The organism is Burkholderia sp. BCC1993, from assembly GCF_905339865.1.
Lineage (GTDB): Bacteria > Pseudomonadota > Gammaproteobacteria > Burkholderiales > Burkholderiaceae > Burkholderia.
The window spans coordinates 196,004-218,939 of sequence record NZ_CAJPGZ010000009.1 but is presented as its reverse complement, the minus strand read 5'-3'; the positions used below and the strand labels follow the sequence as shown (position 1 = coordinate 218,939).

The following is a 22,936-nucleotide window of genomic DNA, read 5'->3' as shown; positions in this document are numbered from 1 at the left end:
ACGTTCTGTTTGACGGAACTTTAGAGGCGCATCGAATCGGCTGTAAGCGGGGTATACCCGTGAAATTGCGATTTTATGGAACTTGCGTTCTATCAGGCAGAACGATATAGTGGATCGACCGTTACCCAAGGACCCGCAAGCCGTGCCTCCGACCTCGCTCCCCGCAGAACACACCGGCGCAGCCCCCGACTCGTCGGCCGACGCCTCCAGCGGCGTCGCCGTCCTCGATCGCGCGTTCGCGATCCTCCATGCCTTCGGGCAAACCGACGACCGGCTGTCGCTCGCGGAACTGTCGCGCCGCACCGGGCTGTACAAGAGCACGATCCTGCGCCTGCTCGCCGCGCTCGAGCACGGCGGCTTCATGCGCAAGCTCGACGACGGCCAGTACGCGGTCGGACACGAGCCGTTGCGGCTCGCCGCGCTGTATCAGCGCTCGTTCCGGGTCGGCCCGGTGGTCGAACCGTTGCTCGAGACGCTGAGCCGCGAACTCGGCGAAACGGCATCGTTCTACGTGCGCCACGGCGAGATGCGCTCGGTGCTCTACCGCGTCGAACCCACGCGCACGGTGCGTGTGTCGATCCGGGTCGGCGAGGAGTTTCCGGTTCACCAGGGGGCGTCCGGGAAGGTGCTGCTCGCGTTCACCGACCCGCACGATGCGCGCTGGAACGACGTACGCGAACAGTTGTGGGCCGCGTCGTACGGCGAGCGCGACCCGGAGACGGCGTCGGCGTCCGTGCCGGTGTTCGGCGCGGCCGGCGATTGCGTCGGCGCGCTCACGGTGTCCGGCCCGAAATCGCGGCTGGCCGCCGCGCCGGCGATGGCCGCGGCGCTCGCGATGTTGTTGCCGCTCGCGCAGAAGGCGACCGTCGCGCTCGGTGGCGCCGGCGCGCGCTACGACGCGCAGGCCGTGCGCGACAGTCTCGCGCGCTTCACTGCGGCGGCGGACGATACCGCGCAGTCCTAGCCGGCACGCGCGTCCGGCGACGCGGCAGCGCAAACGCCGGCCGCATGCGACACTGGCCGCTGCCGCATGCAGCGCGCCGCCCGCCGGCGCGGCACATGCCACTGCCATCCGGACACGCACAAGGGAACCCCACGATGCACGCCCCGCGCACCGCCACCTGGTATTTCGATTTCGTCTCGCCGTTCGCCTACCTGCAGCAGGAACGGTTCGACCAATTGCCGCCTGCCGCCGCCTACGAGCCGAAACCGATCGTGCTCGGCGCGCTGCTCACGCACTGGGGCCAGAAAGCGCCGGCCGAGATCGCGGCGAAGCGCATCTTCACCTATCGCCACGCGCAGTACCGCGCGGACAAGCTCGGCATTCCATTCCGGATGCCGCCCGCGCATCCGTTCAACCCGATCCGGCCGCTGCGTCTCTCGATCGCGATGGGCAACACGCCCGATGCGATCCGGCGGATCTTCCGGCACATCTGGTGCGACGGCCAGGACGTATCGACGCCAGAGGGTTTCGCCGCGCTGTGCGAGGCAGTCGGCTTTCCGGAAGGCGTGACGGCCGTCGACGCGCAAGCGGTGAAGGACGCGCTGCGCGCGAACACCGATCAGGCGATCGCGCATAGCGTGTTCGGCGTGCCGACCTTCGAACTCGACGGCGACCTGTTCTGGGGCGACGATGCGACCGACATGTTCGTCGACTGCGCGACGTCCCGCGCGTGGCTCGACTCGCCCGAAGTGCGCCGCATCAGCGCGCTGCCCGAAGGCATCCGGCGCGGCTGACGGCGCGCCCCGGCGCTTGCGGCTCACGTGTCGCGTCCTTCGACGCGCAGCCGCACCGCGTCGCACGGCCGCCTCGATGCGGTGCTGTTCGTCGGCATGCGCATCGGGATGGCGGGCGGCTCCGCGCTCGGCAGTTCGTTGCTCGCTCAACCTGCCCGGAATACGGTGATCGTGCCGGCGCCGACAACGTCGCCAGCGGCACTGGCCGTGCGCACGTGGCGCCGCCGATTTTCGGCATCGCGATTGGAAGGCGGACGGGTCCGCAGGGCTTGCCCGCCTTTTCTTTTATTTTCGATCGGTGCTGTGCGGCCCCGCGCTGCACGGCCGATTCGTGCGAGAGACAGGCGGCATTCGTTCATCCGATGCAAGATTCGGAACGCGTCGCCGGATTGCGCAGTTCAACCGATTATTTTTTCGCCCGCGCCCGGCCCCCGCGCGCAATCATCGGATCATTTCTCACGGCCGCACCGCACGGCCCTCCCCAATCCGGCCCCATCGGCAAAGTACGTTTTCTCAGGGGATTCCCGGTATTTTTTCCCATTTTCTTCGAAATTACCGGTGACATACTTGCCCCCCATTGCGCTCCGATGCGAGCGCGCTTCCTGATCCTGCCGGTCGCATGTCATGTGCTGCGTGTCCGCCGGGGTCGCAGAACATGAACAATTTCGACACCACGATCCAGATCTTCCTCACCCACATTACGTTCGGACCGCTGATGAACCATGCGATCCGCGTGATCGCCGGCCTCTATACGTTCAAGGGCTTCGTCCTCATCCCCGTGCTGTGCTGGCTGTGGTTCCAGCCGGGACCGCAGCGCGAACGGCAACGCGAGCTGGTCATCGCGACGGTCGCGAGCGGGCTCGTCGCGCTCGCGTTCGGCCGGTTGCTCGCGAAAGTCCTGCCGTTCCGCGTGCGGCCGATCTACAACCCCGATCTGCACCTGCACTTCCCGTCCGAGGAATTGCGTGCGGCCACGCTGCAGGCCTGGAGTTCGTTTCCGAGCGATCACGCGATGCTGTGGATGGCGATCGCGACGGGCATCTTCATCATCGCGCGACGCGCCGGCGTGTTCTCGCTGCTGTACGCGGTCGTGTTCATCTGCGTGCCGCGCGCGTATCTCGGCTATCACTACCCGACCGACCTGATCGCCGGTGCCGCGATCGGCATCGCGCTCGCGTGGCTGCTGACGCGCGATGCGATTCGATCGCGCTTCGCGCCGCAGGTGCTGGAGGCGATCCGGCGCTTCCCCGCGCCGGCGTATACGCTCGCGTTCCTGCTGTGCTTCGAGCTGATCACGCAGTTCGACGAACTGCTGACGCTCGCGCAGTCGGTCAAGCATACGGCGATGTAACGGGACGGCGCCGCCATGCATCCGCTGCTGTCGACACGACGCCCGGGCACACGCTGCCGGCCCTGCACGGCGGCATCGCGCCCGGCGCGCGCCGCCGTCCTGATCGTCGCCGCTGCGGCAATGGCGGCCGCGCACGTCAGTCGCGGTCGGGCGCCCCGAGCGGGAAGAACGAGCGATACGGCCGCGCTTCGTCGACCGCACGCGCGAACGACGGCCGCGCAAGCAGCCGCCGGCGATATGCGATCACGTTCGCGAACGATGGATCGATCCGGTGCGTCCAGTCCGCGTAGAACAGGAACGGCGCCGCGCCGCAGTCGGCGAGGCTGAAGCGGTCGCCGGCCGCCCATTCACGATCGGCCATCGTGCGATCCAGCCATGCGTACGACGTTTCGAGCATCGCGCGCGCATCGGCGACGCCCCTCGCATCGCGCTCGTGTTCCGGCCGCAACGCATCGAACACGACCTTCTGCTGCGGCGTCGCGACATAGTTGTCGAAGAAACGATCCATCATCCGCACTTCCAGCGCCGCGCGCCGGTCGTCGGGCACCAGCCGCGCGGGGCCCGGATGGTAGAGATCGAGATACTCGACGATGATCGTCGCCTCGATCACGGTACGGCCCGCATCGACGAGCACCGGGAAGCGCTTCAGCGGCCACAGCGCGGCCAGTTCCTGCATCGGCTTCGGATCGTCGTGCGCGAGCACGCGATAGTCGAACGGCGTGCCGTTCTCGTACAGCGCGGTCAGCACCTTCTGGCAATAGGACGAAAAGGGATGGGCGTAAAGCGTCGGCGTCATCGCGGGGTCTCTCCGGGTTTCGGCGCCGCGTCATGCGGCGCCACGTGATCGGATATCTTGACGACGAACGGCCCCGGGCCGATTCGACACCGGTCCGAACATTTTTTTCCGTTGCGCGGCATCGCGCCGCTACGACCGGCCGTCCATCACGACGCGGCCTTCGCCGCGCCAGCGCAGCATCCCGCCGCCGAGGTTCGCGACGGCATCGAAACCGGCCTTCAGCAGGATCACGGTCGCCTGCGCGGAGCGGCCGCCCGCGCGGCATACGGTCACGATCGGCCGGTCGCGCGCGAGTTCGCCGGTGCGCGCGGCCAGTTCGCCGAGCGGAATCGGCGTCGCGCCCGGCAGGTGGCCGAGCGGGCCGGTGAATTCGTCCGGCTCGCGCACGTCGACGACCTGCACTGCCGGCAGGTGATCCTCGAGCCACTGCGGATCGATTTCCCAGAACCCGGCGAACGTATAGACGAGCGGCGCCCAGTCAGGCGCCGCCTGCACGTCGGGCGCGTTCGCGGCGAGCCCGCACTGCAGGTTCGCCGGCACCGCGACGTCGATCTGGCGCGGATGCGCGAGCCCGAGGTTGCGCATGTAGCCCGCGAAATCGTCCTCGCTGAGATCGCCGCCGAGGCGCGGATTGAAGCGCCGCTCCTCGCCGACGCTCGTGACCGTGAGCCCGCGATAGTCGTGCGCGGGATACAGCAGGCATGCGGCCGGCAGCGTGAAGAGCCGGCCGTGCACCGCGCGATACAGCGCGCGCGGATCACCCTGCTGGAAGTCGGTGCGGCCGGTGCCGCGAATCAGCAGGCAGTCGCCGGTAAACGCCATCGATTCATCGTCGAGCACGAGGCTGATGCAGCCGCTCGTGTGGCCCGGCGTCGAGCGCACGGTCAGGTAGCGCGGGCCGAATGCGCAGCGATCGCCGTCGTTCAGGTAGCGGTCGGCGCCCTGCGCGCCGCTCGCGGCCGAAATCGCGATCGCGCTGCCGGTGCGCTGCTTCAGCAGCCACGCCCCCGTCACGTGATCGGCGTGCACGTGCGTATCGACGGTCGCGACGAGCCGCAGCCCGAGCTCGTCGAGCAGCGCCGCATCGCGGCGCACCTGCTCGAACACGGGGTCGATCAGCAGCGCGTCGCGCGATGCGCGGTCGGCGAGCAGATATGTGTAGGTCGACGATTGCGGGTCGAAGAGTTGCCGGAAGATCATGGCGAAGTCGCTCCGTCGGCTGGGCGTGGCGGTTGGGTGGAGGGTGCGGGTCGTGCAACCCGCACCGCGTGTAGCGCCGGCTCGCGGGCACACGTTCATACAGCGTAGTTCAAAACACGCGCGCCACCGGCGTCGATGCACGCGGCGAGACGTCACGCCGCACCCGGACCGTCGCGCGTGCTGCCTTACACTACCGCCTGTTCTCGTCTTACGTTCACAAGAATTGCGTCGCCATGTCTCTGACGATCGATCCGAAGCAAGCCGCCGCGCTGCTGGCCGTCGCCGACACCGGCAGCTTCGAGCAGGCCGCCGTGCGCCTGCACGTGACCGCGTCCGCCGTCACGCAGCGGGTCCGCGCGCTGGAGGCGAGCCTCGGCGCGCCGCTCGTGCTGCGCACGCGGCCGTGCCGGCCGACGGCGGCCGGGCAGCGCGTGCTGCGGCACCTGCGCCGCGTCGCGCTGCTGCAGGCCGACCTGCAAAGCACGCTCGCGACCGAGCGCGAATCGCCGATCTCGGTCACGATCGCGCTGAACTCCGACAGCCTCGGCACCTGGTTCCTGCCCGCGTTGACGTCGGTGCTCGCGGGCGAGCGCATCCTGTTCGAGCTGATCGTCGAGGACCAGGACCACACGTTCGCGCTGCTCGAAAGCGGGATGGCCGTCGGCTGCGTGACGACCGAGCCGAAGCCGATGCGCGGCTGCGTCGCGACGCCGCTCGGCACGATGCGCTACCGGCTGCTCGCGGCCGCCGCGTTCGCGCTGCGCTGGTTTCCGCGCGGCCTGAACCGCACGAGCGCGCGCCATGCGCCGGTCGTCGCGTATTCGCGGCGCGACACGCTGCAGTCCTCGTTCCTGAAGGAGAAGTTCGGGTTGCCCGAAGGCGCGTATCCGTGCCATTACGTGCCGGGCACGCACGCGCACTGCGCGGCGGTGCGGCACGGGCTCGGCTACGCGATGGTGCCGGAGCCGCTGCTCGGCGGCGCACCGCTCGACGCGCAGGGGCTCGTCGATCTCGCGCCGCTGCATCCGACCGACATCACGCTGTACTGGCACGCATGGACCGTGCAGTCGCCGACGATGGCGTCGCTGTCCGCACGGGTGGTCGAAGCGGCGCGCCGGTTGCTCGCGCCGCTGCCGTGACGAGCGGGTGATCGACACCGCCGGCGCGGCACGTCGCGCGGCATGCGCGGCCAAGAGAAACGCCGCCGCGCCGCCTATACTTTTTTCATCGGCCCCGCGAACGCGCCGCGCGGCCGATCACGCATATCCGGCCGTTCCCTTTCCCGTGAGGAGAACATCATGCCCCGCCGTTATATCGATTGCCGCGAGTTTCCCAGCGCGATGAATTGCTCGGTCGCAATTTCCGCCGACTCCGACAACGAACTGCTGGAGGCCGCCGTGCAACATGCGGTCTCGGTGCACCAGCACACCGACAGCGCCGAACTGCGCACGCAACTGAAATCACTGTTCCGCGACGGCACGCCGCCCGCCGACATGCCCCGGCAAGCGTAACCCGCCGGCACGCCAGATATCGACAGACGGGCCGCATCGCCGCCCCCGCCGCCTCCCTGCTCCTGCTTCGCGCCACGACGCGCCGGCGCCCCCCGCCGGCCGGCGCATTCCGCTTTACGTACGCCGCTGCGCGAAATACGCGCCGACCGCATCGATGAAGGTATCGATATCCGCGCGCGACACGTCGCAGTGCGTGACGAAGCGCGACGCGTACAGCATCTGCGTGAGGATCCCGCGCGCCTTGAGCCATGCCTCGAGCGGCGCGCAATCGGCTTCGGGGAATTGCGCGAACACCATGTTCGTCGCATGCGACAGCACCTTCACCGGCTCGATGCGCGCGAGGCCTGCCGCGAGATGCGCGGCGTTCGCGTGATCGTCGGCCAGCCGCTCGACATTGTGGTCGAGCGCATACAGGCAGGCCGCCGCGAGAATGCCCGACTGCCGCATCCCGCCGCCCAGCACCTTGCGCCAGCGCTGCGCGCGCTCGACCAGCGCGCGATTGCCGACCAGCACCGAACCGACCGGCGCGCCGAGCCCTTTCGAGAAGCAGATCGACACGGTATCGAACGGTGCGCACAGTTCCGCGATCGGACGGCCCGACGCGACGGCCGCATTGCACGCGCGCGCGCCGTCGAGGTGCGTGGCCAGTCCGCGGGTGCGCGCGAGCGCGACGGCTTCCTGCACATAGCCGTCCGGCAACACCTGGCCGCCGATCGTGTTTTCGAGCGCGAGCAGGCGCGTGCGGGCGAAGTGATTGTCGAGCGGCTTGATCGCCGCGGCGATCTTCGCGAGCGGCAGCGTGCCGTCGAGCGCGTTCTCGATCGGCTGCGGCTGGATGCTGCCGAGCACGGCCGCGCCGCCGCCTTCGTACTTGTAGGTGTGCGCGAGCTGGCCGACGATGTATTCGTCGCCGCGTTCGCAATGGGCCATCAGCGCGGCGAGGTTGCTCTGCGTGCCGCTCGGGAAGAACAGGCCGGCTTCCTTGCCGGCCCGCTCGGCCGTGACCGCCTGCAGGCGCAGCACGGTGGGGTCGTCGCCCCATACGTCGTCGCCGACTTCGGCGGCAGTCATCGCGGCCAGCATCGCCTGGCTCGGACGTGTCACGGTATCGCTGCGTAAATCGATCATCTTCGTGCCCTGAGTGAACGCGGACCGGTACCGATGCGCCCGGCCCTGCCGAAACGAGACTCAGAGTGTACGCAATTCGCGCAGCGCTTGCCGATGCATCGCGCCGCGCCTTCGCGCACGCCGCATCGTTCCCGTGATGCGACGCGCCATATTGCCGCACGTGCGGCAGACCGCCACGCCACGCTCGCCTGCGGTGCGCGCCGCGATCTTGATACGAATCAACGATTTATCCCGAAACCGCGCGCGCCGGGCTGGACATCTGCGACGAGTTGGCGCATTTCGCGGCGCAACATCGCGGCACATACTCCAGCCAACCCCGATGCCCCCTCCGGCCGGGGTCCGCCGGCACCCCGCCGGCGGGTATCGTCAAGCCTCGGTCAACTGGTATGGACACCGCATTTTCGGCCCTCGATCTGGCCCGCCTGCAATTCGCGTTCACCGTCTCCTTTCACATCGTCTTCCCGGCGCTGAGCATCGGCCTCGCCAGCTTCATCGCCGTGCTCGAATATCGCTGGCTGAAGACCGGCAAGCAGTACTACAAGACACTCTGCCTGTTCTGGTCGAAGATCTTCGCGGTCGCGTTCGGAATGGGTGTGGTTTCCGGCGTCGTGATGAGCTATCAGTTCGGCACCAACTGGTCGGGCTTCTCGAGCTTCGCCGGTTCGGTCACCGGCCCGCTGCTGATGTACGAGGTGATGACCGCGTTCTTCCTCGAAGCCGGCTTCCTCGGCATCATGCTGTTCGGCTGGAACCGCGTCAGCCCGCGCGCGCACTTCGGCGCGACGCTGATGGTCGCGATCGGCACGCTGATCTCGACGTTCTGGATCCTCGCGTCGAACAGCTGGATGCAGACGCCGCAGGGTTTCGAGATCGTCGACGGCCGCATCGTGCCGACCGACTGGTTCGCGATCGTCTTCAACCCGTCGTTCCCGTACCGCCTGTTCCACATGGCGATCGCCGCGTTCATCGTCGCCGCGCTGGTGGTGGCCGCGACCGGCGCGTGGCACCTGCTGAAGGGCCGCCGCGACAAGAGCGTGAAGAAGATGTTCTCGATGGCGCTGTGGCTGCTGCTGGTGCTCGCGCCGCTGCAGGCCGTGATCGGCGACCAGCACGGCATCAACACGCTGAAGCACCAACCCGCGAAGATCGCCGCGATCGAAGGGCTGTGGGAAACCGAAAAGGGCGGCACGGCGCTCAACCTGTTCGGCATTCCGGACATGAAGGCCGAAACGACCCGCTACGCGGTGCAGGTGCCGCACCTCGGCAGCCTGATCCTCACGCACAGCTGGGACGGCGAGATCCGCGGGCTGAAGGAATTCCGCCCCGAGGATCGCCCGAACTCGACGGTCGTGTTCTGGAGCTTCCGGATCATGGTCGGCCTCGGCTTCGCGATGATCGGCCTCGCCGCGCTCGCGTGGCTGCTGCGCCGCCGCGGCAGCCTGTATGAAGCGAAGTGGTTCCAGCGCCTCGCGCTCGTGATGGGCCCGACCGGCTTCGTATCGCTGCTCGCGGGCTGGGTGACGACCGAAGCGGGCCGCCAGCCCTGGGTCGTGTATGGCGTGATGCGCACCGCGCAGGCCGTGTCGCCGCTGTCGGTGCAGCAGGTCAGCCTGTCGATGATGACGTTCGTGATCGTCTACTTCCTCGTGTTCGGCACCGGCGTGTACTACATGCTGAAGCTGATGAAGGCCGGCCCCGCGCTGCCCGACGTCAAGCACGACGCGCGGCACGGCGAGCCCGACACGCGCCCCGATCACACCGCGCGCCGCCCGATGTCGGCCGTCGACGAGCTGATCGAGACCGTCTGAGCCCCCCACTTTCGCAAACGAGAAAACCTATGGACGTCACCGTAATCTGGGCCGCGATCATCGCATTGGGGCTCTTCATGTACGTCGTGCTCGACGGCTTCGACCTCGGCATCGGCATCGTCTTCCCGTTCTTCCCGGACGAGAAGGAACGCGACCTGATGATGAACACCGTCGCGCCCGTGTGGGACGGCAACGAAACGTGGCTCGTGCTCGGCGGCGCCGGGCTGTTCGCGGTGTTCCCGATCGTCTATTCGACGGTGCTGTCGGCGCTGTACCTGCCACTGATCTTCATGCTGGTGTGCCTGATCTTTCGCGGCGTGTCGTTCGAGATCCGCGCGAAGGCGCGGCGCACGAAGCAGCTGTGGGATCTCGCGTTCATCGGCGGCTCGACCGGCGCGACGCTGTTCCAGGGGATCGCGCTCGGCGCGTTCCTGCAGGGCATCGACGTGAAGGACGGCGTGTACGCCGGCGGCGCATTCGACTGGCTCACGCCGTTCAGCCTGCTGACGGGCCTCGGGTTGATCGTCACGTATGCACTGCTCGGCTGCTGCTGGCTCGTCGCGAAGACGGAAGGCGACCTGCAGCGCCGCCTGCATCGCGTCGTGTGGCCGCTGACCGTCGTGCTGCTCGGCTTCATCGCGGTCGTCAGCCTGTGGACGCCGCTGCAGGATCCGGCGGTCGCGCAGCGCTGGTTCGATGCGGGGCTGTTCTGGCGCCTGCTGCCGGTGCCGTTTCTGGTCGCCGGGTGCGCGGTGTGGATGCGTCGCGCGGTACGCAACCGGCACGACATGACGCCGTTCGTGCTCGCGCTGGCACTCGTGCTGCTCGGCTACGTCGGCCTGCTCGTCACGATGTTCCCGTATGCGATTCCTCAGACGATGACGATCTGGGAAGCGGCGGCGCCGCGGTCGAGCCAGACCTTCACGCTGGTCGGCGCAGCGGTTATCCTCCCGATCATCATCGCCTACACGACGATGGGTTACTGGGTATTCCGAGGCAAGGTGCGCCATGAAGACCAGCATTACTACCACCACTGATCCCGCCGCGCGCCGGCCCGACGCGCCGCGGCCGCGGATGCGCGGCTGGATGTGGTTCGTCGTCCTGTGGGCGGGCGGTGTGCTCGGCGCCGTCACGCTCGGCTACGCGTTCAAGATCTTCATGAACCTGACGCTGTTCGCGGTGAAGTAAGCCGCGCGGCCGCTTCGATCGAACGACGATCGGAGCGGCCGTTTTCATATCGCCGGCCGATTTCCCCTATTTCCCCGGTTCGCCGACCGCGCCGGCGCCGCGCGCCGCGCGCATCTCTCCTACCGCCGCTCGCGCAGCGCCGCCTCGATCTTGCGATCGGTCTTGTACTGGCTCAGCGCATACACCGACCAGATCGCGGCCGGCAGCCAGCCGATGATCGTGAGCTGCAGGATCAGGCAGATCACGCCGGCGACCGGGCGGCCGATCGTGAAAAACTGGAACCACGGCAGCAAGAGGGCAAGCAGCAGACGCATCGGATTTCCTTTTCGCATCGTTGAAGAACAGCGTACGCGGCCAATATGGCGCGTGACGCCCCCCATTTCAAGCCGGCGCGCGCCCGGCACACAGCCGACGCCCCGCGCCGGAACGTCCGCACGGCCCCCGCCTTCTTCACCCGCCGGCCGCAAAAAAACGGCCCTCGCATCGCGCGAGAGCCGTATCGAAATCGCTGGAGAAGATACTGCGCCGCGCCCGGAACGTGTGCCGCATGCCGATCCGCGCGAGCGTCTGCATGTTCCCGTCAGCCGGGATGCCGACCTACGCCGAACCGGACAGCCATCGCGCAACCTGCGCGACGAGCGGATCCGCTTCGTCGAAACGCTCGACGCCCGCCACCTGCGGCGCGTCGCAGATCGCGAACACCGGCTTGCCCCATTGCAGCCCCAGCGCGATTTCGGACAGCGTGCCGAGACCGCCGCCGACCGCGATCAGGCACAGCGACGCACGTGCGATCAGCGCATTGCGCGTGATGCCGAGCCCGGTCGGCAGCGCGACCGACAGGTACGGATTCGCGTCCCGCGCATCGTCCTCGGGCAGCAGCCCGATCGCGCATCCGCCCGCGGCCCGCGCGCCGCGCGCCGCGGCCTCCATCACGCCCTGCTTGCCGCCGCCGACGATCGCGATGCCCGTCGCCGCGATCCCGTGCGCGATCCGCTCGGCGACGGCGAGCTGCGCGTCAGTCGCATCGCGCGGCCCGATCACGCCGACCGGCATCCGGTGCCGGTGTGCGCCGCGCTGTCGCTGCGCGAGCTGCGCCAGCGCGGCGCGCGTGTCGTCCGACCATTCAATGACGTCGTTGCCGTGCAAGTCCTTCCCCCAGTGCAAGAACGCAGGTGCAAAGCGCCGTCAGCACGATCGACAGTACGGCGGCCTGCGAGAAATCGGTCTGTCCGTCGGACAGCTTCAGGTACATCAGCAGCGGCAGGATGTTGACCTGCGTGCCGGCCAGCGCGAGCGCCGTGCCGTACGTGCCGAGCGCGATCGCACCGACGAGACACCACGCCGACGCGATCGACGGCCACAGCTCGCGCCACGCGACGTCGATCCACGCGCGCCACGGCCGGGCGCCGAGCGTCAGCGCCGCCTCGAGCGGCCGCCGGTCGAGATTCGCGAGCGCCGGGTAGAGCATCAGCGCGACGCGCGGGATCAGGTAGTACGCGTAGGCAAACGCGAGCCCCGGCATCGTGTAGATCGCGCCGCCGACCACGGTCGGGTCCGCGCCGAGCGACGCCAGCAGCATTGTCACGAAGCCGGCGCGGCCGAACACGAGGATGAAGCCGTACGCGATCACGAGGCCGGAGAAGGCAAGCGGCACGCCGAGCAGCGCGAGCGACCAGCGGCGCCGCGCCGGCGACTGCCCGGCCAGCACGAACGCGACCGGCACGCCGACAGCGACCGACAGCGTGCCGGCGCCGATCGCGAGCGCCAGCGAACGCACGATCGCGTCGGCGACGAGCGGATCGCCGAACACCGCGGCGAACGCACGACCGCCGCCGTCGAACGCGGCGCCGACGAGCGCGGCAAGCGGCAGCACGAAGCACACCGCGAACAGCCCGGCCGCCGGCACCGCGCCGTAGCGGCGCAGGACGCCGCGCTGCATGGACGAAACCCGCATCGCGCGCCCCTTACTTGCCGAGCGTGGCCTGCGACCAGAGCTGGTCGACTTCGGCCTTGTGCGTCGCGGCCTTCGCGACGTCGAGCGGACGCACCTGCGGCGCGTTCGGCAGCTTCGCGGCGACGTCCTGCGCGACCGGCGTGCCGGGCACGGCCGGACGCACGAAGCCCTGCGCGAACAGCCCCTGCCCGACGTCGCTCATCACGAGGTTGAGCCACAGCTGCGCGGCGGCCGGATTCGGGCCATTCTTCACGAGACTCATCGCGTACGGCGCCGACACGCTGCCGTCCTGCGGGATCACGACTTCGGCCGCATCGCCCATGCCGTCCGCGTACTTGGCCTTGAGCCCGTCGTTCTCGTAGCCGATCAGGACCGGAATCTCGCCCTTGACGAATTTCGCGTACGGCGTCGTCCCCTCGACGCGCAGCACGTTGCCCGCCTGCTTCAGCTTGCCGAAGAAATCCGCGCCCGGCTTCGGGTTGTCGACGCTGCCGCCGTTCGCATAGGCGGCGGCGAATACGGCGACCTGCCCCTGCCCGGTCGAGCGCGGATCGAGATAGACGACCGCATTGCGATATTCGGGCTTCAGCAGGTCCGACCAGCGCTGCGGCACGTTCTTCACGAGCTTCTTGTTGACGAGCAGCGCGATGTTCAGCGAATGCACCGCGAACCAGCGGCCGTCGGCCGCGCGGAACACCGTGGGCAGCTTGTCGAAATTGACCGGCTTGAACGGCGCGACGACGTCCTTGGCCGTCGCATCGAGCGCCGACGCCGCGAAGTAGTACGCCGTGTCGGCCTGCGGGCGGCGTCGCGACTTGTCGAGCGCGACGACCGTGGCCGCCGAGCCGATGTCGTTGTACGTGATCTCGACCTTCGGGTAGCGCTTGCGGAATTCGGCGAACAGCGACTTCCAGTTCGCCCATTCCGGGCCCGTGTCGAACGACACGACGAGCCCTTCGTCGGCGGCCTTCTCGTACAGCGCGTCCTCGCCGGGATACAGCGGCGCGGCATGGGCCAGCGCCGGCGCGAGGGTCGCGAACGCGCAGAGCGCCAGCAGGCGGCGGCGCGTCGCATGAAGAAAGTGGCGGCGTGCAGACATCGTGATTCTCCGTTGAATGAATAGGTCGCCCGCGCTCACGCGGCGGGCAGCACGAGCAGATGGCGCGGCTCGATCGACACGCAGCGCGCGGGCAGTTCGCGCCCTTCGCCGAGCAGTGCGTCGGTCGCGCCGGCCGGTACGAAGTCGAAGCGCTGGGTCGCGCCGAAGTAGCGCACCTCGCCGACCCGGCCGTCGATGCGGTTCGCGACGGACTCGGGTGGATCGGGCTGCAGGTGTTCCGGCCGGATCAGCACCTCGACCGGGTCGCCCGGCCGGTGCGCACCCGTATCCGCGCGCAGCGTCGTGAACCGCACGTCGACCGCGCCATGCGCGAGCACGCGGCCGCGCAGCAGCGTCGAATGGCCGACGAAACGCGCGACCTGCGCGGTCGCCGGACGCTCGTACAGGTCGCGCGGGGTACCGGCCTGCAGCATGCGTCCGCCGTCGACGATCGCCACGCGATCGGCCATGCTGAGCGCTTCGTCCTGATCGTGCGTGACGAGCAGCGTCGTCGCGCCGCAGGCGCGCTGCAGCGCGCGGATTTCGTCGCGCAGTTGGTGGCGAATGCCGGCGTCGAGCGCCGCGAGCGGCTCGTCGAGCAGCAGCAGCTTCGGTTCGATCACGAGCGCGCGAGCCAGCGCGACGCGCTGCTGCTGCCCGCCGGACAGCAGCGCCGTGCTGCGTCCGGCCTGCGCGGCGAGGCCGACGCGTTCGAGCATCTCGAGCGCGCGGCGGCGGCGCGGCGCCGCGGCCATGCCGCGCATCTTCAGGCCGTAGGCGACGTTGTCGACGACCGACAGGTTCGGAAACAGCGCGTAGTGCTGGAACACCATTCCGACCTCGCGCTGCCACACCGGCACGCCGGCCATGTCGCGGCCGCCGATCGCGATACGGCCGCCGTACCCGTCGAGCAGGCCGGCGGCGAGGCGCAGCAGCGTCGATTTGCCGGAGCCGCTGCGGCCCATCACGGCGAGCAGTTCGCCCTGGGCCGCGGACAGCGTGACCGCGTCGACGCCGTGACGGGCGCCCGGATACTGGAAGCTGACGTTTTCGAAATCGAGACTCATGACGGTTTCACTTCAGGCGTTGCACGGTGAGGACGGAGGCGAGCGTCGCGAGCACGGCAAGGACGAGCAGCACGACGGTCGCCGCGCAGGCCATCCCGGACGCGCCGTAGAACGCCTGCAGCAGCACGATCGGATAGTTGCGGTAACGGAAGCCCGCGATCAGGTTCGAGATCTGGAATTCGCCGATCGACAGCGCGGCGACCATCACGAGGCCGGAAAACAGGCTGTGCCGCAGGTTCGGCAGCACGACCGTGAAGAACTGGCGCAGCGGCGTCGCGCCGAGCGTCGCCGCACACGCCTCGAGATGCGCGAGCCCCAGGTGGCGCAGGTCGCTCAGCAGCGTCTGCAGCAGGTACGGCAGCGTCAGCACCGCGTGCGCGGCAATCATCAGCGGCAGCGTGCCGAGCCACGGCAGCGCATCGCCACTGAAGATCGCGATGTAGCCGAACCCGAGTGTCAGCGCCGGCACCGCGATCGGCATCAGCATCACGATGCGCGCCGCGAAGCCGCGGCCGGCCAGTGCGCGGTGATGCAGCGCATAGGCGAGCGGCAGCGCCAGCACGGCATTGATCGCGCAGCAGGCGAGCGCGACGACGAGGCTCGTGCCGAATGCGCGGGTAAAGCTGCGGTTCGCGGCCAGATCCGCGAACCAGTGCGACGTGATGCCGGTCGGCAGCAGCGTGTTCGTCCACGACTGGCCGACCGAGCCGATCAGCAGCAACACGATCGGCAACGCGAGGTACAGCCCGAAGACCGCGACGAGCGCCTGCAGCAGCAGGCGTCCCGCCATCGCGCGCGGCCGTTTGTTACGACGAATCGGAATAGCTTCAGCAAGGGCCGGAGCGGCTGGCGGATGCATGGCGAATCTCGCTGACGGACACGGAACGGGTCACGCAACGCCCGCCGGGCAGGGCCGGCACGCGTTGTGATGACGGCCGCAGTGTGCGGATCCGACATGGCATCGTCATGAAAAAAACGTACAACGCCCGCATCGATCTGTGCGCGCAAGGAATAGTTCGCCGTGAAGCACCTGTTTCCCAACGTTGCGGAGCTGCACGCGTTCGCGACTTCCGTGAAGTACCTGAACTTCTCGTATGCGGCGCGCGAGCTCGGCCTGACGCCGAGCGCAGTCAGCCGGCAGATCGCGAATCTCGAGACGCTGTTCGGGGTGAAGCTGTTCGTACGCGAGGGGCGCAATCTCGCGCTCACGCGGGCCGGGCAGGTTTATCACGCACGCGTGATCGGCCCGCTGCGCGAGATCGGCAACGCGTCGATCGAATTGCTGAGCGCGCGCGAGGACAGCGACCTGCTGACGATCGCAAGCGTGCCGACCTTCACGACGAAGTGGCTGGTGCCGCGCCTCGCGCGCTTTCTGGCCGGCGCGCCGGACGTCACGCTGAGTTTTCGCCGCCATCTCGCGCACGGCGACGTGTTTCCGTTCGGACTCGACGCGGCGATACGCTATGGCGACGGCGCATGGGAAGGCGTCCGTTGCGATTACCTGGACGGCCGCACGTTCGTGCCGGTCTGTTCCCGCGAATTCGCGGCGCGACATGCGCTGCACACGCCCGCCGACACGGCCGCCGCGCCCCGGCTCGTGCACGAGCAGGCGGAGCTCGCATGGTCCCTCTGGGCGGAGCGCCATCGCGTCGCCCGGATGAACGCGCTGGCCGGGCCGCGCTTCGAACAGTATTCGGTGCTGATCCAGGCCGCGCAAGCCGGGCTCGGGCTCGCGCTCGTGCCGCGCTTCCTGATCGCCGACACGCTCGCGAGCGGCGCGCTCGTCGAACCGTTCGACGCGCCCGTCGACGTCGACGCGCAGGGGCACTACCTGTGCTATGCGCCGGAGCGCCTGGAGACGAGCGCCGCGTTGCGGCGCTTCAGGGAATGGATCCTCGGCGCATGCGCGGAGCGCTGAGCGTGCCCGACATGGCCGGGCACGCCCGGGCGGCACGGCAGCGCCCGCAGCGCGGCGCCGTGCCGTCCGTGCCGTTGCGTCAGTGGTCGATGCCGAGCCCCGGCAGCACGTGCGTGTTCTCGGCCACGACCGCGTGCAGCAGCTTCGGTTCGGCGCCGAGCAGCCCGAGGATCGTCGGCGCGACCTGCTTCGTGCCGACCACATCGCTCACGGTACGCGCACGATGGAGGCCCGGGTACGACACGAGCAGGCCGAGGTGGCTGTCGTCCGGCGCGTTGCCGCCGTGTTCCTCGTCCTTCTTCGTGCTCGACGTGTAGATCACGCCCGGATTCGGCTGGACGATGATGTCCGGCGTGCGGCCGTTGGCCGGATCGCCGAACCGGTCGGCCAGCGCCGCGCCGTACAGGATGGATGCCTGCGCACCGTCGGCACAGATCCCCGGCGCGTTGCAGCCGAGGTTCGCCTTCAGCGTCTGCACCACGGCCGTGCGCTGGCTGCGGTCGCGCAGCCAGATCAGGCCGACGTCGTCGGTCTGCACGAAGCCCGTGCCGACGAGGCCCGAGCCGTCGTTCAGGTTGCCCGTCGTCGTGTTGTTCTGGCCGAAGTTGCCGTTCGGGTCGAGATAGTCGTTCGCTTCGAGCAGCTTCGTCAGCGTGTCGCCGTTCTTCACGAGCTTCGTGTGATCGGTCGGCGACTGGCCGTGCTTCGCCGTGACGATCACGGCCGTCGACGTGTACAGGTTGCGCTGCTTCAGTTCGGCGACGATGCGGCCGATCGAGTTGTCGACGTACGTGATCGCGTTCGCGACCTGGCCGTTCGGCGTGAAGTTCGCGTCGAGGTAGCCGCCGCCCTTCGCGACCGGCGCCTTCTGCGCGACGCTCAGCGTCTGGAAGTTGGCGCCGAACAGCGTCGGCACCGGCGCGTTCTTCGTGCCCGTCGAATCGCGGCCGTCGATCTGGTTGACCAGCGCCTGCACGTGCAGGTTGTCGAAGCGCGCCGTGTGCGAATAGACGTCGGTGTAGGCCGTGTTCGTCGCCGGGTCGATCGAGTTGATCTCGGTGCGCATCAGATCGTCGACGCCGGTGCCCGACGGGCCGTTCAGCCAGTCGTAGCCCCACGCGTGCTTGTCCGCCCACGCGGTGTAGGCGTTCGGCACGCCGGCCTTGACGGCCTCGAACACCGTGTTGGTCTTCACGTAGTTGTGCGGATAGACCGGCACGCACTGGCCGCCGACTTTCGCATGCGGAATCGCCTGCGGGTTGAATGCGCCGCCGCCGTCGAGGTGCACGAGCGCACCGCCGTTGAGCGCATCGATGCCGGTCGTCTCGTCGAACACGACGTTCCAGCCCTGCTTGCCCGAGCAGGTCGTGTCGCTCGGCGCGTACAGGTTGCGGTCGTACGACACGTCGTAGAACAGGCCGGCCGTCTTCGGCGAGCCGCCCGTCACGAGCGCGGCGAGCCCCGGGAACGAGTCCGACAGGCCGGGCGTATAGGCGTTCGTGTACGTGACGCCGCTTTGTGCGAGCACGGCGAGGTTCGGACACGTGTTGGCGCCGATGCAGCGCGCGAGATCCTGCTCGTGCAGGCCGTCGACGCTGATCAGCAGCACGTGCTTCACGACGCGCCGGCCGTGGCCGGCGTCGCTGCCCTGGCTGTTGCCGTCCTGCTGCGCCGCGTAGGCGCCGGCGCTTGCGAGCGCCAGCGCGCCCGCCACCATCACCGCCATTTTTCGTTGCTTAGCGAACCTGGAAATCATCACCCCACCTCATCGATTGACGTTGAACTGCGTGACCTGCCATCAGGCGCGCAAAATATCGCCGCGCCGTGGGGCGCTCGCGTGAAGCGGGGCTTTCTGTTTTCTGTCAAACGTAACCAATCGCAAGTGACACGACGCGGTCGCAAAAGAAAGCGACCCGGCGCGCGCTGCGACGTGTGCGTCCGCGGTTCGCACCGGGTCGGTGCACGGGGCGCGCCGTCGCCCGCCGCGCGAATTTTTTTCGCGCTTGGCGTATGACTATTGGCGTGTGATAAAGGGTTTTCCCTGACCCGGAGCACGAGTATGTCGACCCTGGAAGCTCTCCGGTTCGTGCTGGACGATGCACGCACCCCCGAAATCATTCGCCACCACGTCGTCGACGCGCTGCAGTACGCGTTGCGCAACTACGGCCAGGTGTTCACCGCGAAGGAAGTCGAATGGCTCACGCATTGGGACGATGCGCGCCTGCCGCTGGCCGCGCGGAAGGAACTGGACAAGCGCGAACCGGCGATCGAGGGGCGCTGACGGGAAGCGCGCCGCCGCGCCCGATTGCCGATCGGACGCGGCGGCGGCGGATGAGGGTGTAACGCTTACTGCAGGCCGAAATCGACGCGCGTCGTCGCGCCCTTGTCCTCGATGCCCTTCGCATCGAGCTTCGGCGCCACGACGAACATGCGGCTCGCATCGATCTTGCCGTCGAGGTACTGGCGCACGGCCTGCGCGCGCTGCTGCGCGAGCGTGCGCAGCGCGTTGTCGTCGGCCGGCGCGTGATCGGCGAGCGCCTGCTTCATGTCCGCATCGGGCAGCGTCTTCTGCAGGCCGATCAGGTTGCGCGGCTTCTTGAAGTCGGCGTCCTTGTACGCGCGCGTCAGGTACTTGGTGTACTCGGCCGGTTCGACCTTCACCGACATCGGATCGATGCTCTCGCCCTGACCGACCACGTCCTTCAGCTTCTGCTGGCGGACCAGCCGTTCGACGTACGCGTCGCGCAGCCCCGGCGTGTCCTTCGCGGGATCGACGCGGCCGATCAGGTCCAGCCGGATCGACGGCTTCTCGGTCAGCATCTTCACGACGGTATCGAGCTTCTTCTGCTGCGCGTCGGTCAGCTCGTACGCGCCCGGCGCGAACTCGACGTAGCCGAGATCCTCGCCGCCGCTGCCGCCGAACGCATTCGCGAGCAGCGTGAACGGCGACGTGACCGCCTTGGCGATCAGGTTCAGCACCGCGCGCCAGATCAGCCCGCCGACGCTGAACTCCGGATTCGACAGCGAGCCCGACACCGGCAGGTTCACGTCGATCTGGCCGCGCGTGTTCTTCAGGAGCGAGATCGCGAGCTTCACCGGCAGCTTGGTCGCCGTGTCGTTTTCGACGTGATCGCCGAACGTGAGCTGGTCGATGAAGATGTGGTTGTTCGCCTGCAACTGGTCGTTCGCGAGCTGGTAGTGCAGGTCGACGTTGAGCTTGCCCTTCGTGATCGGGTAGCCGGCGTACTTCGCCGAATACGGCGTCAGGTTGGTCAGCTCGATGTCGTGCGCGGTCGCCGTGAGATCCAGCGCGGGCTTGTCGATCAGCGGGTTCACCGAGCCCTTGATCGAGATCGGGCCGTTGCCCGCGAGGTTCGCGGCGACGTCGACCGGCGCGGACGTCGTCGAGTCGGTGCCGAACGCGCCGACCGTCCCCTTGATCGCGACCAGGTTCGCCGTGTAGTTCGGCTTGATGAAGTTGTCGGTGTAGGTCACGCGGCCGTCCTGCAGCAGGAGCTCGCCGAAATGCATGCGCACCGGATTCTGCGGCGGCGGCGCGGCCTTCACGACGACCGTCGCCGATGCGGCGGCCGGCGCCAACGCCTGCTGCGCGGCCGCGGCCGCCCCGGCCTGCGCGGCGGCCGGCGGCGTCATGCCCGGCGACAGCGGCACCGGTTCGGGCTTGCTCGCGTCGCGCGTCAGCGACTGCGCGGGGCCCGTCTCCTTCGCGACGACGTCCTTCAGGTTCAGCCGCCCCTGCGCATCGAGCAGCACGCGGCCGTAGAAGTTCGAGAACGTCACGCGCGCGGCGTCGACGTCGGTGCCCTTCTCGTCGTGGTTCACCTTCAGGTTCGACAGCGCGAGCGAGCGCCAGCCGGCGAACGGGTCGGACGTCGCCTTGTCGAGCATCCGCACGTCGACCAGCGCGACATCGCCTCGATAGGTCGCGCGCGGCGTGTCCTTCACCTGCGCGAACGTCAGGTTGCCCTGCGCGTTGAGCAGCGCGCTCGCGATGGTAGCGTTCAGCGCGCTGCCGAAGTACGGCTCGAACGCGGCCGCGTCGACGCGGTTGCCGTTGATCTTCAGGCCGAGCTTCAGCGGCTGCGCGGTCACGTCGCCCGACACGTTCACCGAGCCCTTGCGGTTCAGCGTCGCCTTCAGCTGCACCGGCAGCGGCTTCGTCAGGTCGTCGCTGATCTTCTGCACCGACAGGTCGAGCGGCTTGATCGCGAGCTTCACCGGGCGCGGCGTCGACAGGTCCGTGAAGTTCGCGGACGATTCCTTCACGTTCAGCGCGTCGATCCGGTAATGCCACGACGGCGCGGCCGCCTCGGCCTTGCGCGCGACCGTGCGCCTGGGCACCGCCGCCTGCGCGGGTTCGGCCAGCGCCGCCAGGTCGATCTTGCCGTCCTTCAGGCGCTTCACGTCGAGCGCGAGCCCGGTCGCGTCGACGCTCGCGATTTCCGCGGTGCGCGCGGCCACGTCGACCTTCGCGATCTTCGCGCTCGCGTCGGGCAGCACGATCGCGGGCGCCTTCGCGTCCGGCGTCGCGAGCTTCAGCGACTTCAGGCTCACCGTGCTGTCGGCGACCTGCGCGTCGAGCGGCGTCTTGCCCCAGTCGGCCTTCGCGTTGACGCTCGCGCCGAGCGTGCCGTCGAGCACGCGCGCGCGGGTCGCCTCGCCGAGATACGGCTGCAGCGCCGGCAGCGCGAGCGCATCGACCGTCAGCTTCGTGTCGGCCTGCTTCGCCGCCAGGCTGAACGCGCCGTCGGCCTTCAGGTCGCCGCCACGCGACAGCGACGTCGACAGCGTGTATTTCGCGGGCGTCTTGCCCTGCAGCGTGAAGCCGTCGAGCGTCGCGGCCAGCTTCGTCAGCGACAGCGCGGTCGGCGTCGCCGGCACGCGGTCGTCGACGTTGATCGTGCCGCCGCCGATCGCGAAATGACGGATCGTCAGATCGAGCGGCGGCGCTTCCTTCGCGACGGATTCGGCCTTCGCGCCGCTCGCGGCGGCGACGGCGGCGGCTTCGCTCGATGCAGTGGCACCCGATGCAGCAGCGGCCGCCTTCGGCGCGGCAGACGGCTGGCCGGCGAGCTTCTCGACGTTCAGCACGCCCTGCTTGTCGCGCGCCAGGTCGACGACCGGCTGGTCGAGCCGGATCTCGTCGAAATGCAGCACGTTGCGCAGCGGCTCGAGGCCGGCGGCCGCGACGTGCACGCCGCGCGCGGCGAACAGCGGCGCGGACGCGCGGTCGGTCACCTTCGCGTCGTTGAGATCGACGGTGCCCGACACGCGCAGCGCGGGCGTGTCGCCGCTCATCACGAAGTTCAGCTTCAGGTCGCTGCTCAGGAGGCCGCTCGTGACGATCACCGGCAGCTTCGCCGGCGCGTACGAAATCAGCTTCGGCACGTCGAGCCGGTCGAACGTCAGCGCGACTTCCGACTCGCGCGACTGCGCGAACGGCTTCGTCCTACCGTCGATCGCGATCGGGCTGCCGTCGAACCGCGCGCGCAGCTTCGGCTGCACGAAGATGTCGGTCTTCGACGGCAGCGTCGCGATGAACGGAATGCCGAGCGTCCAGTTGTCGACCACGTGCTTTTCGTTCAGCAGGCGGTCGTCGAAGTCGATCCGGCCGTCGTTGACCTGGATGTTCGACACCGAGAAAAGTGTCGGCTTGCTTTCAGGTTTGGACGGCGTCGAGAACTTCTCGATCAGGTCGGTGAAGTTGAAGCGCTGCGCGTCGTAACGGATGATATGGAAGCGCGGCGAGTCGACGCGCACTTCGTTGACGATCGGTGCGCCGCGGAACAGCGACGACCACGACGGCCTGACGACGAGCTTGCCGATGTCGATGAAGTCGCCCTGGCCGCCGCGCTCGCCGACGTGCACGCCGTCGGCTTCGAGGTTCAGCGTGTACGGGTTCAGCGCGACGCGCTGGACCGTGGACGGCCGGCCGAGCTGCTGGCTCAGTTGCTGTTCGGCGATGTGGCGGATCAGCGGCGGCGCCGCGAAGAACCCGAGCAGTCCGAATAAAACGAGGAAGATCAGCACGCCGAGGCCGATACGCCGGGTCCGGCGCGAGCGTGCAACGCCGCCGAGGGCATGGAGGGTAGAGGGTACGGTTTCTTTGTCTGCGCTTGCCATGCTGGGATGCCTCGGGAATGGATGCGGGGCCGCGC

22 protein-coding genes are annotated in these 22,936 nt (G+C 68.6%); 10 read left to right on the top strand and 12 right to left on the bottom strand.

Features of this window, described 5'->3' with window-relative positions; genetic code table 11:
* Positions 1-142: 142 nt before the first annotated feature.
* The 3 genes from U4Y91_RS17135 to U4Y91_RS17120 all read left to right on the top strand — a co-directional run bounded on the left by U4Y91_RS17135 (position 143) and on the right by U4Y91_RS17120 (position 3,088).
* Positions 143-964 (top strand): IclR family transcriptional regulator, encoded by an 822-nt coding sequence (locus U4Y91_RS17135; protein ID WP_321806024.1) that lies wholly within the window; start codon positions 143-145, stop codon positions 962-964.
* A 134-nt stretch (positions 965-1,098) separates the two neighbouring features.
* On the top strand, positions 1,099-1,737 hold the full coding sequence (locus U4Y91_RS17130) for a 2-hydroxychromene-2-carboxylate isomerase (RefSeq protein ID WP_321806023.1): 639 nt from the start codon (positions 1,099-1,101) through the stop codon (positions 1,735-1,737).
* Positions 1,738-2,392: 655 nt separating this feature from the next.
* Entirely contained in the window at positions 2,393-3,088 is a 696-nt protein-coding gene (locus U4Y91_RS17120) for a phosphatase PAP2 family protein (RefSeq protein WP_044848504.1), read from the top strand.
* A gap of 136 nt (positions 3,089-3,224) precedes the next feature.
* Here the strand turns inward: U4Y91_RS17120 and U4Y91_RS17115 are convergent, their stop codons facing one another.
* On the bottom strand, positions 3,225-3,884 hold the full coding sequence (locus tag U4Y91_RS17115) for a glutathione S-transferase family protein (RefSeq protein ID WP_124486094.1): 660 nt from the start codon (positions 3,882-3,884) through the stop codon (positions 3,225-3,227).
* Positions 3,885-4,013: 129 nt separating this feature from the next.
* Positions 4,014-5,084, bottom strand: coding sequence for a rhodanese-like domain-containing protein (locus U4Y91_RS17110; RefSeq protein ID WP_321806022.1), 1,071 nt, complete (start codon positions 5,082-5,084; stop codon positions 4,014-4,016).
* Positions 5,085-5,317: 233 nt separating this feature from the next.
* On the opposite strand from U4Y91_RS17110, the gene U4Y91_RS17105 reads away from it, so the two are divergent.
* Together U4Y91_RS17105 and U4Y91_RS17100 are read left to right on the top strand one after the other, a co-directional pair.
* A complete protein-coding gene (locus U4Y91_RS17105) occupies positions 5,318-6,223 on the top strand; it encodes an HTH-type transcriptional regulator ArgP (protein WP_321806021.1) in 906 nt (301 codons plus the stop codon).
* A 159-nt stretch (positions 6,224-6,382) separates the two neighbouring features.
* Positions 6,383-6,595: a DUF1059 domain-containing protein gene (locus U4Y91_RS17100; protein WP_257772842.1), complete on the top strand. Its 213-nt coding sequence runs from the start codon at positions 6,383-6,385 to the stop codon at positions 6,593-6,595.
* 114 nt (positions 6,596-6,709) lie between these two features.
* Here the strand turns inward: U4Y91_RS17100 and ltaE are convergent, their stop codons facing one another.
* Positions 6,710-7,723 carry a low-specificity L-threonine aldolase gene (gene ltaE / locus U4Y91_RS17095; protein WP_321806020.1) on the bottom strand — a complete coding sequence of 338 codons (1,014 nt, stop codon included), beginning with the start codon at positions 7,721-7,723 and terminating at the stop codon, positions 6,710-6,712.
* Between the two features lie 386 nt (positions 7,724-8,109).
* On the opposite strand from ltaE, the gene U4Y91_RS17090 reads away from it, so the two are divergent.
* The 3 genes from U4Y91_RS17090 to U4Y91_RS17080 are packed head-to-tail and all read left to right on the top strand — an operon-like array spanning position 8,110 to position 10,719.
* A complete protein-coding gene (locus U4Y91_RS17090; protein WP_321806019.1) occupies positions 8,110-9,531 on the top strand; it encodes a cytochrome ubiquinol oxidase subunit I in 1,422 nt (473 codons plus the stop codon).
* Between the two features lie 29 nt (positions 9,532-9,560).
* The gene (gene cydB / locus U4Y91_RS17085) at positions 9,561-10,568 is read left to right on the top strand and encodes a cytochrome d ubiquinol oxidase subunit II (protein WP_321806018.1); all 1,008 of its coding nucleotides are present in this window, start codon (positions 9,561-9,563) and stop codon (positions 10,566-10,568) included.
* Positions 10,540-10,719, top strand: a complete 180-nt coding sequence (locus U4Y91_RS17080) for a hypothetical protein (protein WP_044848496.1) — start codon at positions 10,540-10,542, stop codon at positions 10,717-10,719. The genes cydB and U4Y91_RS17080 overlap by 29 nt, the downstream gene beginning before the upstream one ends.
* Positions 10,720-10,838: 119 nt before the next feature.
* On the opposite strand, the gene U4Y91_RS17075 is transcribed toward U4Y91_RS17080, so the two are convergent.
* From U4Y91_RS17075 to U4Y91_RS17045, 7 genes are all read right to left on the bottom strand, one after another.
* The gene (locus U4Y91_RS17075; protein WP_321806017.1) at positions 10,839-11,033 is read right to left on the bottom strand and encodes a YqaE/Pmp3 family membrane protein; all 195 of its coding nucleotides are present in this window, start codon (positions 11,031-11,033) and stop codon (positions 10,839-10,841) included.
* A gap of 136 nt (positions 11,034-11,169) precedes the next feature.
* Positions 11,170-11,292, bottom strand: a complete 123-nt coding sequence (locus tag U4Y91_RS17070) for a hypothetical protein (protein ID WP_321806016.1) — start codon at positions 11,290-11,292, stop codon at positions 11,170-11,172.
* 24 nt (positions 11,293-11,316) lie between these two features.
* Positions 11,317-11,772 carry a TIGR00725 family protein gene (locus U4Y91_RS17065; protein ID WP_415750470.1) on the bottom strand — a complete coding sequence of 152 codons (456 nt, stop codon included), beginning with the start codon at positions 11,770-11,772 and terminating at the stop codon, positions 11,317-11,319.
* A gap of 70 nt (positions 11,773-11,842) precedes the next feature.
* Positions 11,843-12,673 carry an ABC transporter permease gene (locus U4Y91_RS17060; protein WP_321797836.1) on the bottom strand — a complete coding sequence of 277 codons (831 nt, stop codon included), beginning with the start codon at positions 12,671-12,673 and terminating at the stop codon, positions 11,843-11,845.
* Positions 12,674-12,683: 10 nt separating this feature from the next.
* A complete protein-coding gene (locus U4Y91_RS17055; RefSeq protein ID WP_321806014.1) occupies positions 12,684-13,772 on the bottom strand; it encodes an extracellular solute-binding protein in 1,089 nt (362 codons plus the stop codon).
* 35 nt (positions 13,773-13,807) lie between these two features.
* On the bottom strand, positions 13,808-14,839 hold the full coding sequence (locus U4Y91_RS17050; RefSeq protein WP_257772729.1) for an ABC transporter ATP-binding protein: 1,032 nt from the start codon (positions 14,837-14,839) through the stop codon (positions 13,808-13,810).
* Between the two features lie 7 nt (positions 14,840-14,846).
* Entirely contained in the window at positions 14,847-15,698 is an 852-nt protein-coding gene (locus tag U4Y91_RS17045) for an ABC transporter permease (protein WP_321806013.1), read from the bottom strand.
* Positions 15,699-15,860: 162 nt separating this feature from the next.
* On the opposite strand from U4Y91_RS17045, the gene U4Y91_RS17040 reads away from it, so the two are divergent.
* On the top strand, positions 15,861-16,757 hold the full coding sequence (locus tag U4Y91_RS17040) for a LysR family transcriptional regulator (RefSeq protein WP_321806012.1): 897 nt from the start codon (positions 15,861-15,863) through the stop codon (positions 16,755-16,757).
* A 79-nt stretch (positions 16,758-16,836) separates the two neighbouring features.
* On the opposite strand, the gene U4Y91_RS17035 is transcribed toward U4Y91_RS17040, so the two are convergent.
* On the bottom strand, positions 16,837-18,513 hold the full coding sequence (locus U4Y91_RS17035) for an alkaline phosphatase family protein (RefSeq protein ID WP_321806011.1): 1,677 nt from the start codon (positions 18,511-18,513) through the stop codon (positions 16,837-16,839).
* Between the two features lie 303 nt (positions 18,514-18,816).
* Between U4Y91_RS17035 and U4Y91_RS17030 the strand changes: the two genes are divergently transcribed.
* Positions 18,817-19,038 (top strand): hypothetical protein, encoded by a 222-nt coding sequence (locus U4Y91_RS17030; RefSeq protein ID WP_321806010.1) that lies wholly within the window; start codon positions 18,817-18,819, stop codon positions 19,036-19,038.
* 65 nt (positions 19,039-19,103) lie between these two features.
* On the opposite strand, the gene U4Y91_RS17025 is transcribed toward U4Y91_RS17030, so the two are convergent.
* Positions 19,104-22,901: a DUF748 domain-containing protein gene (locus tag U4Y91_RS17025; RefSeq protein ID WP_321806009.1), complete on the bottom strand. Its 3,798-nt coding sequence runs from the start codon at positions 22,899-22,901 to the stop codon at positions 19,104-19,106.
* Between the last annotated feature and the right edge of the window lie 35 nt (positions 22,902-22,936).

Coding starts and splice junctions, on each gene's coding strand:
- U4Y91_RS17105 (WP_321806021.1), top strand. CDS start 5,318: ATGTCTCTGACGATCGATCCGAAGCAAGCCGCCGCGCTGCTGGCCGTC.
- cydB (WP_321806018.1), top strand. CDS start 9,561: ATGGACGTCACCGTAATCTGGGCCGCGATCATCGCATTGGGGCTCTTC.
- U4Y91_RS17025 (WP_321806009.1), bottom strand. CDS start 22,901: ATGGCAAGCGCAGACAAAGAAACCGTACCCTCTACCCTCCATGCCCTC.
- U4Y91_RS17055 (WP_321806014.1), bottom strand. CDS start 13,772: ATGTCTGCACGCCGCCACTTTCTTCATGCGACGCGCCGCCGCCTGCTG.
- U4Y91_RS17100 (WP_257772842.1), top strand. CDS start 6,383: ATGCCCCGCCGTTATATCGATTGCCGCGAGTTTCCCAGCGCGATGAAT.
- U4Y91_RS17130 (WP_321806023.1), top strand. CDS start 1,099: ATGCACGCCCCGCGCACCGCCACCTGGTATTTCGATTTCGTCTCGCCG.
- U4Y91_RS17090 (WP_321806019.1), top strand. CDS start 8,110: ATGGACACCGCATTTTCGGCCCTCGATCTGGCCCGCCTGCAATTCGCG.
- U4Y91_RS17080 (WP_044848496.1), top strand. CDS start 10,540: ATGAAGACCAGCATTACTACCACCACTGATCCCGCCGCGCGCCGGCCC.
- U4Y91_RS17065 (WP_415750470.1), bottom strand. CDS start 11,772: ATGCCGGTCGGCGTGATCGGGCCGCGCGATGCGACTGACGCGCAGCTC.
- U4Y91_RS17035 (WP_321806011.1), bottom strand. CDS start 18,513: ATGATTTCCAGGTTCGCTAAGCAACGAAAAATGGCGGTGATGGTGGCG.
- U4Y91_RS17060 (WP_321797836.1), bottom strand. CDS start 12,673: ATGCGGGTTTCGTCCATGCAGCGCGGCGTCCTGCGCCGCTACGGCGCG.
- U4Y91_RS17030 (WP_321806010.1), top strand. CDS start 18,817: ATGTCGACCCTGGAAGCTCTCCGGTTCGTGCTGGACGATGCACGCACC.
- U4Y91_RS17050 (WP_257772729.1), bottom strand. CDS start 14,839: ATGAGTCTCGATTTCGAAAACGTCAGCTTCCAGTATCCGGGCGCCCGT.
- U4Y91_RS17045 (WP_321806013.1), bottom strand. CDS start 15,698: ATGCATCCGCCAGCCGCTCCGGCCCTTGCTGAAGCTATTCCGATTCGT.
- U4Y91_RS17120 (WP_044848504.1), top strand. CDS start 2,393: ATGAACAATTTCGACACCACGATCCAGATCTTCCTCACCCACATTACG.
- U4Y91_RS17075 (WP_321806017.1), bottom strand. CDS start 11,033: ATGCGTCTGCTGCTTGCCCTCTTGCTGCCGTGGTTCCAGTTTTTCACG.
- U4Y91_RS17070 (WP_321806016.1), bottom strand. CDS start 11,292: ATGCAGACGCTCGCGCGGATCGGCATGCGGCACACGTTCCGGGCGCGG.
- U4Y91_RS17115 (WP_124486094.1), bottom strand. CDS start 3,884: ATGACGCCGACGCTTTACGCCCATCCCTTTTCGTCCTATTGCCAGAAG.
- U4Y91_RS17110 (WP_321806022.1), bottom strand. CDS start 5,084: ATGATCTTCCGGCAACTCTTCGACCCGCAATCGTCGACCTACACATAT.
- ltaE (WP_321806020.1), bottom strand. CDS start 7,723: ATGATCGATTTACGCAGCGATACCGTGACACGTCCGAGCCAGGCGATG.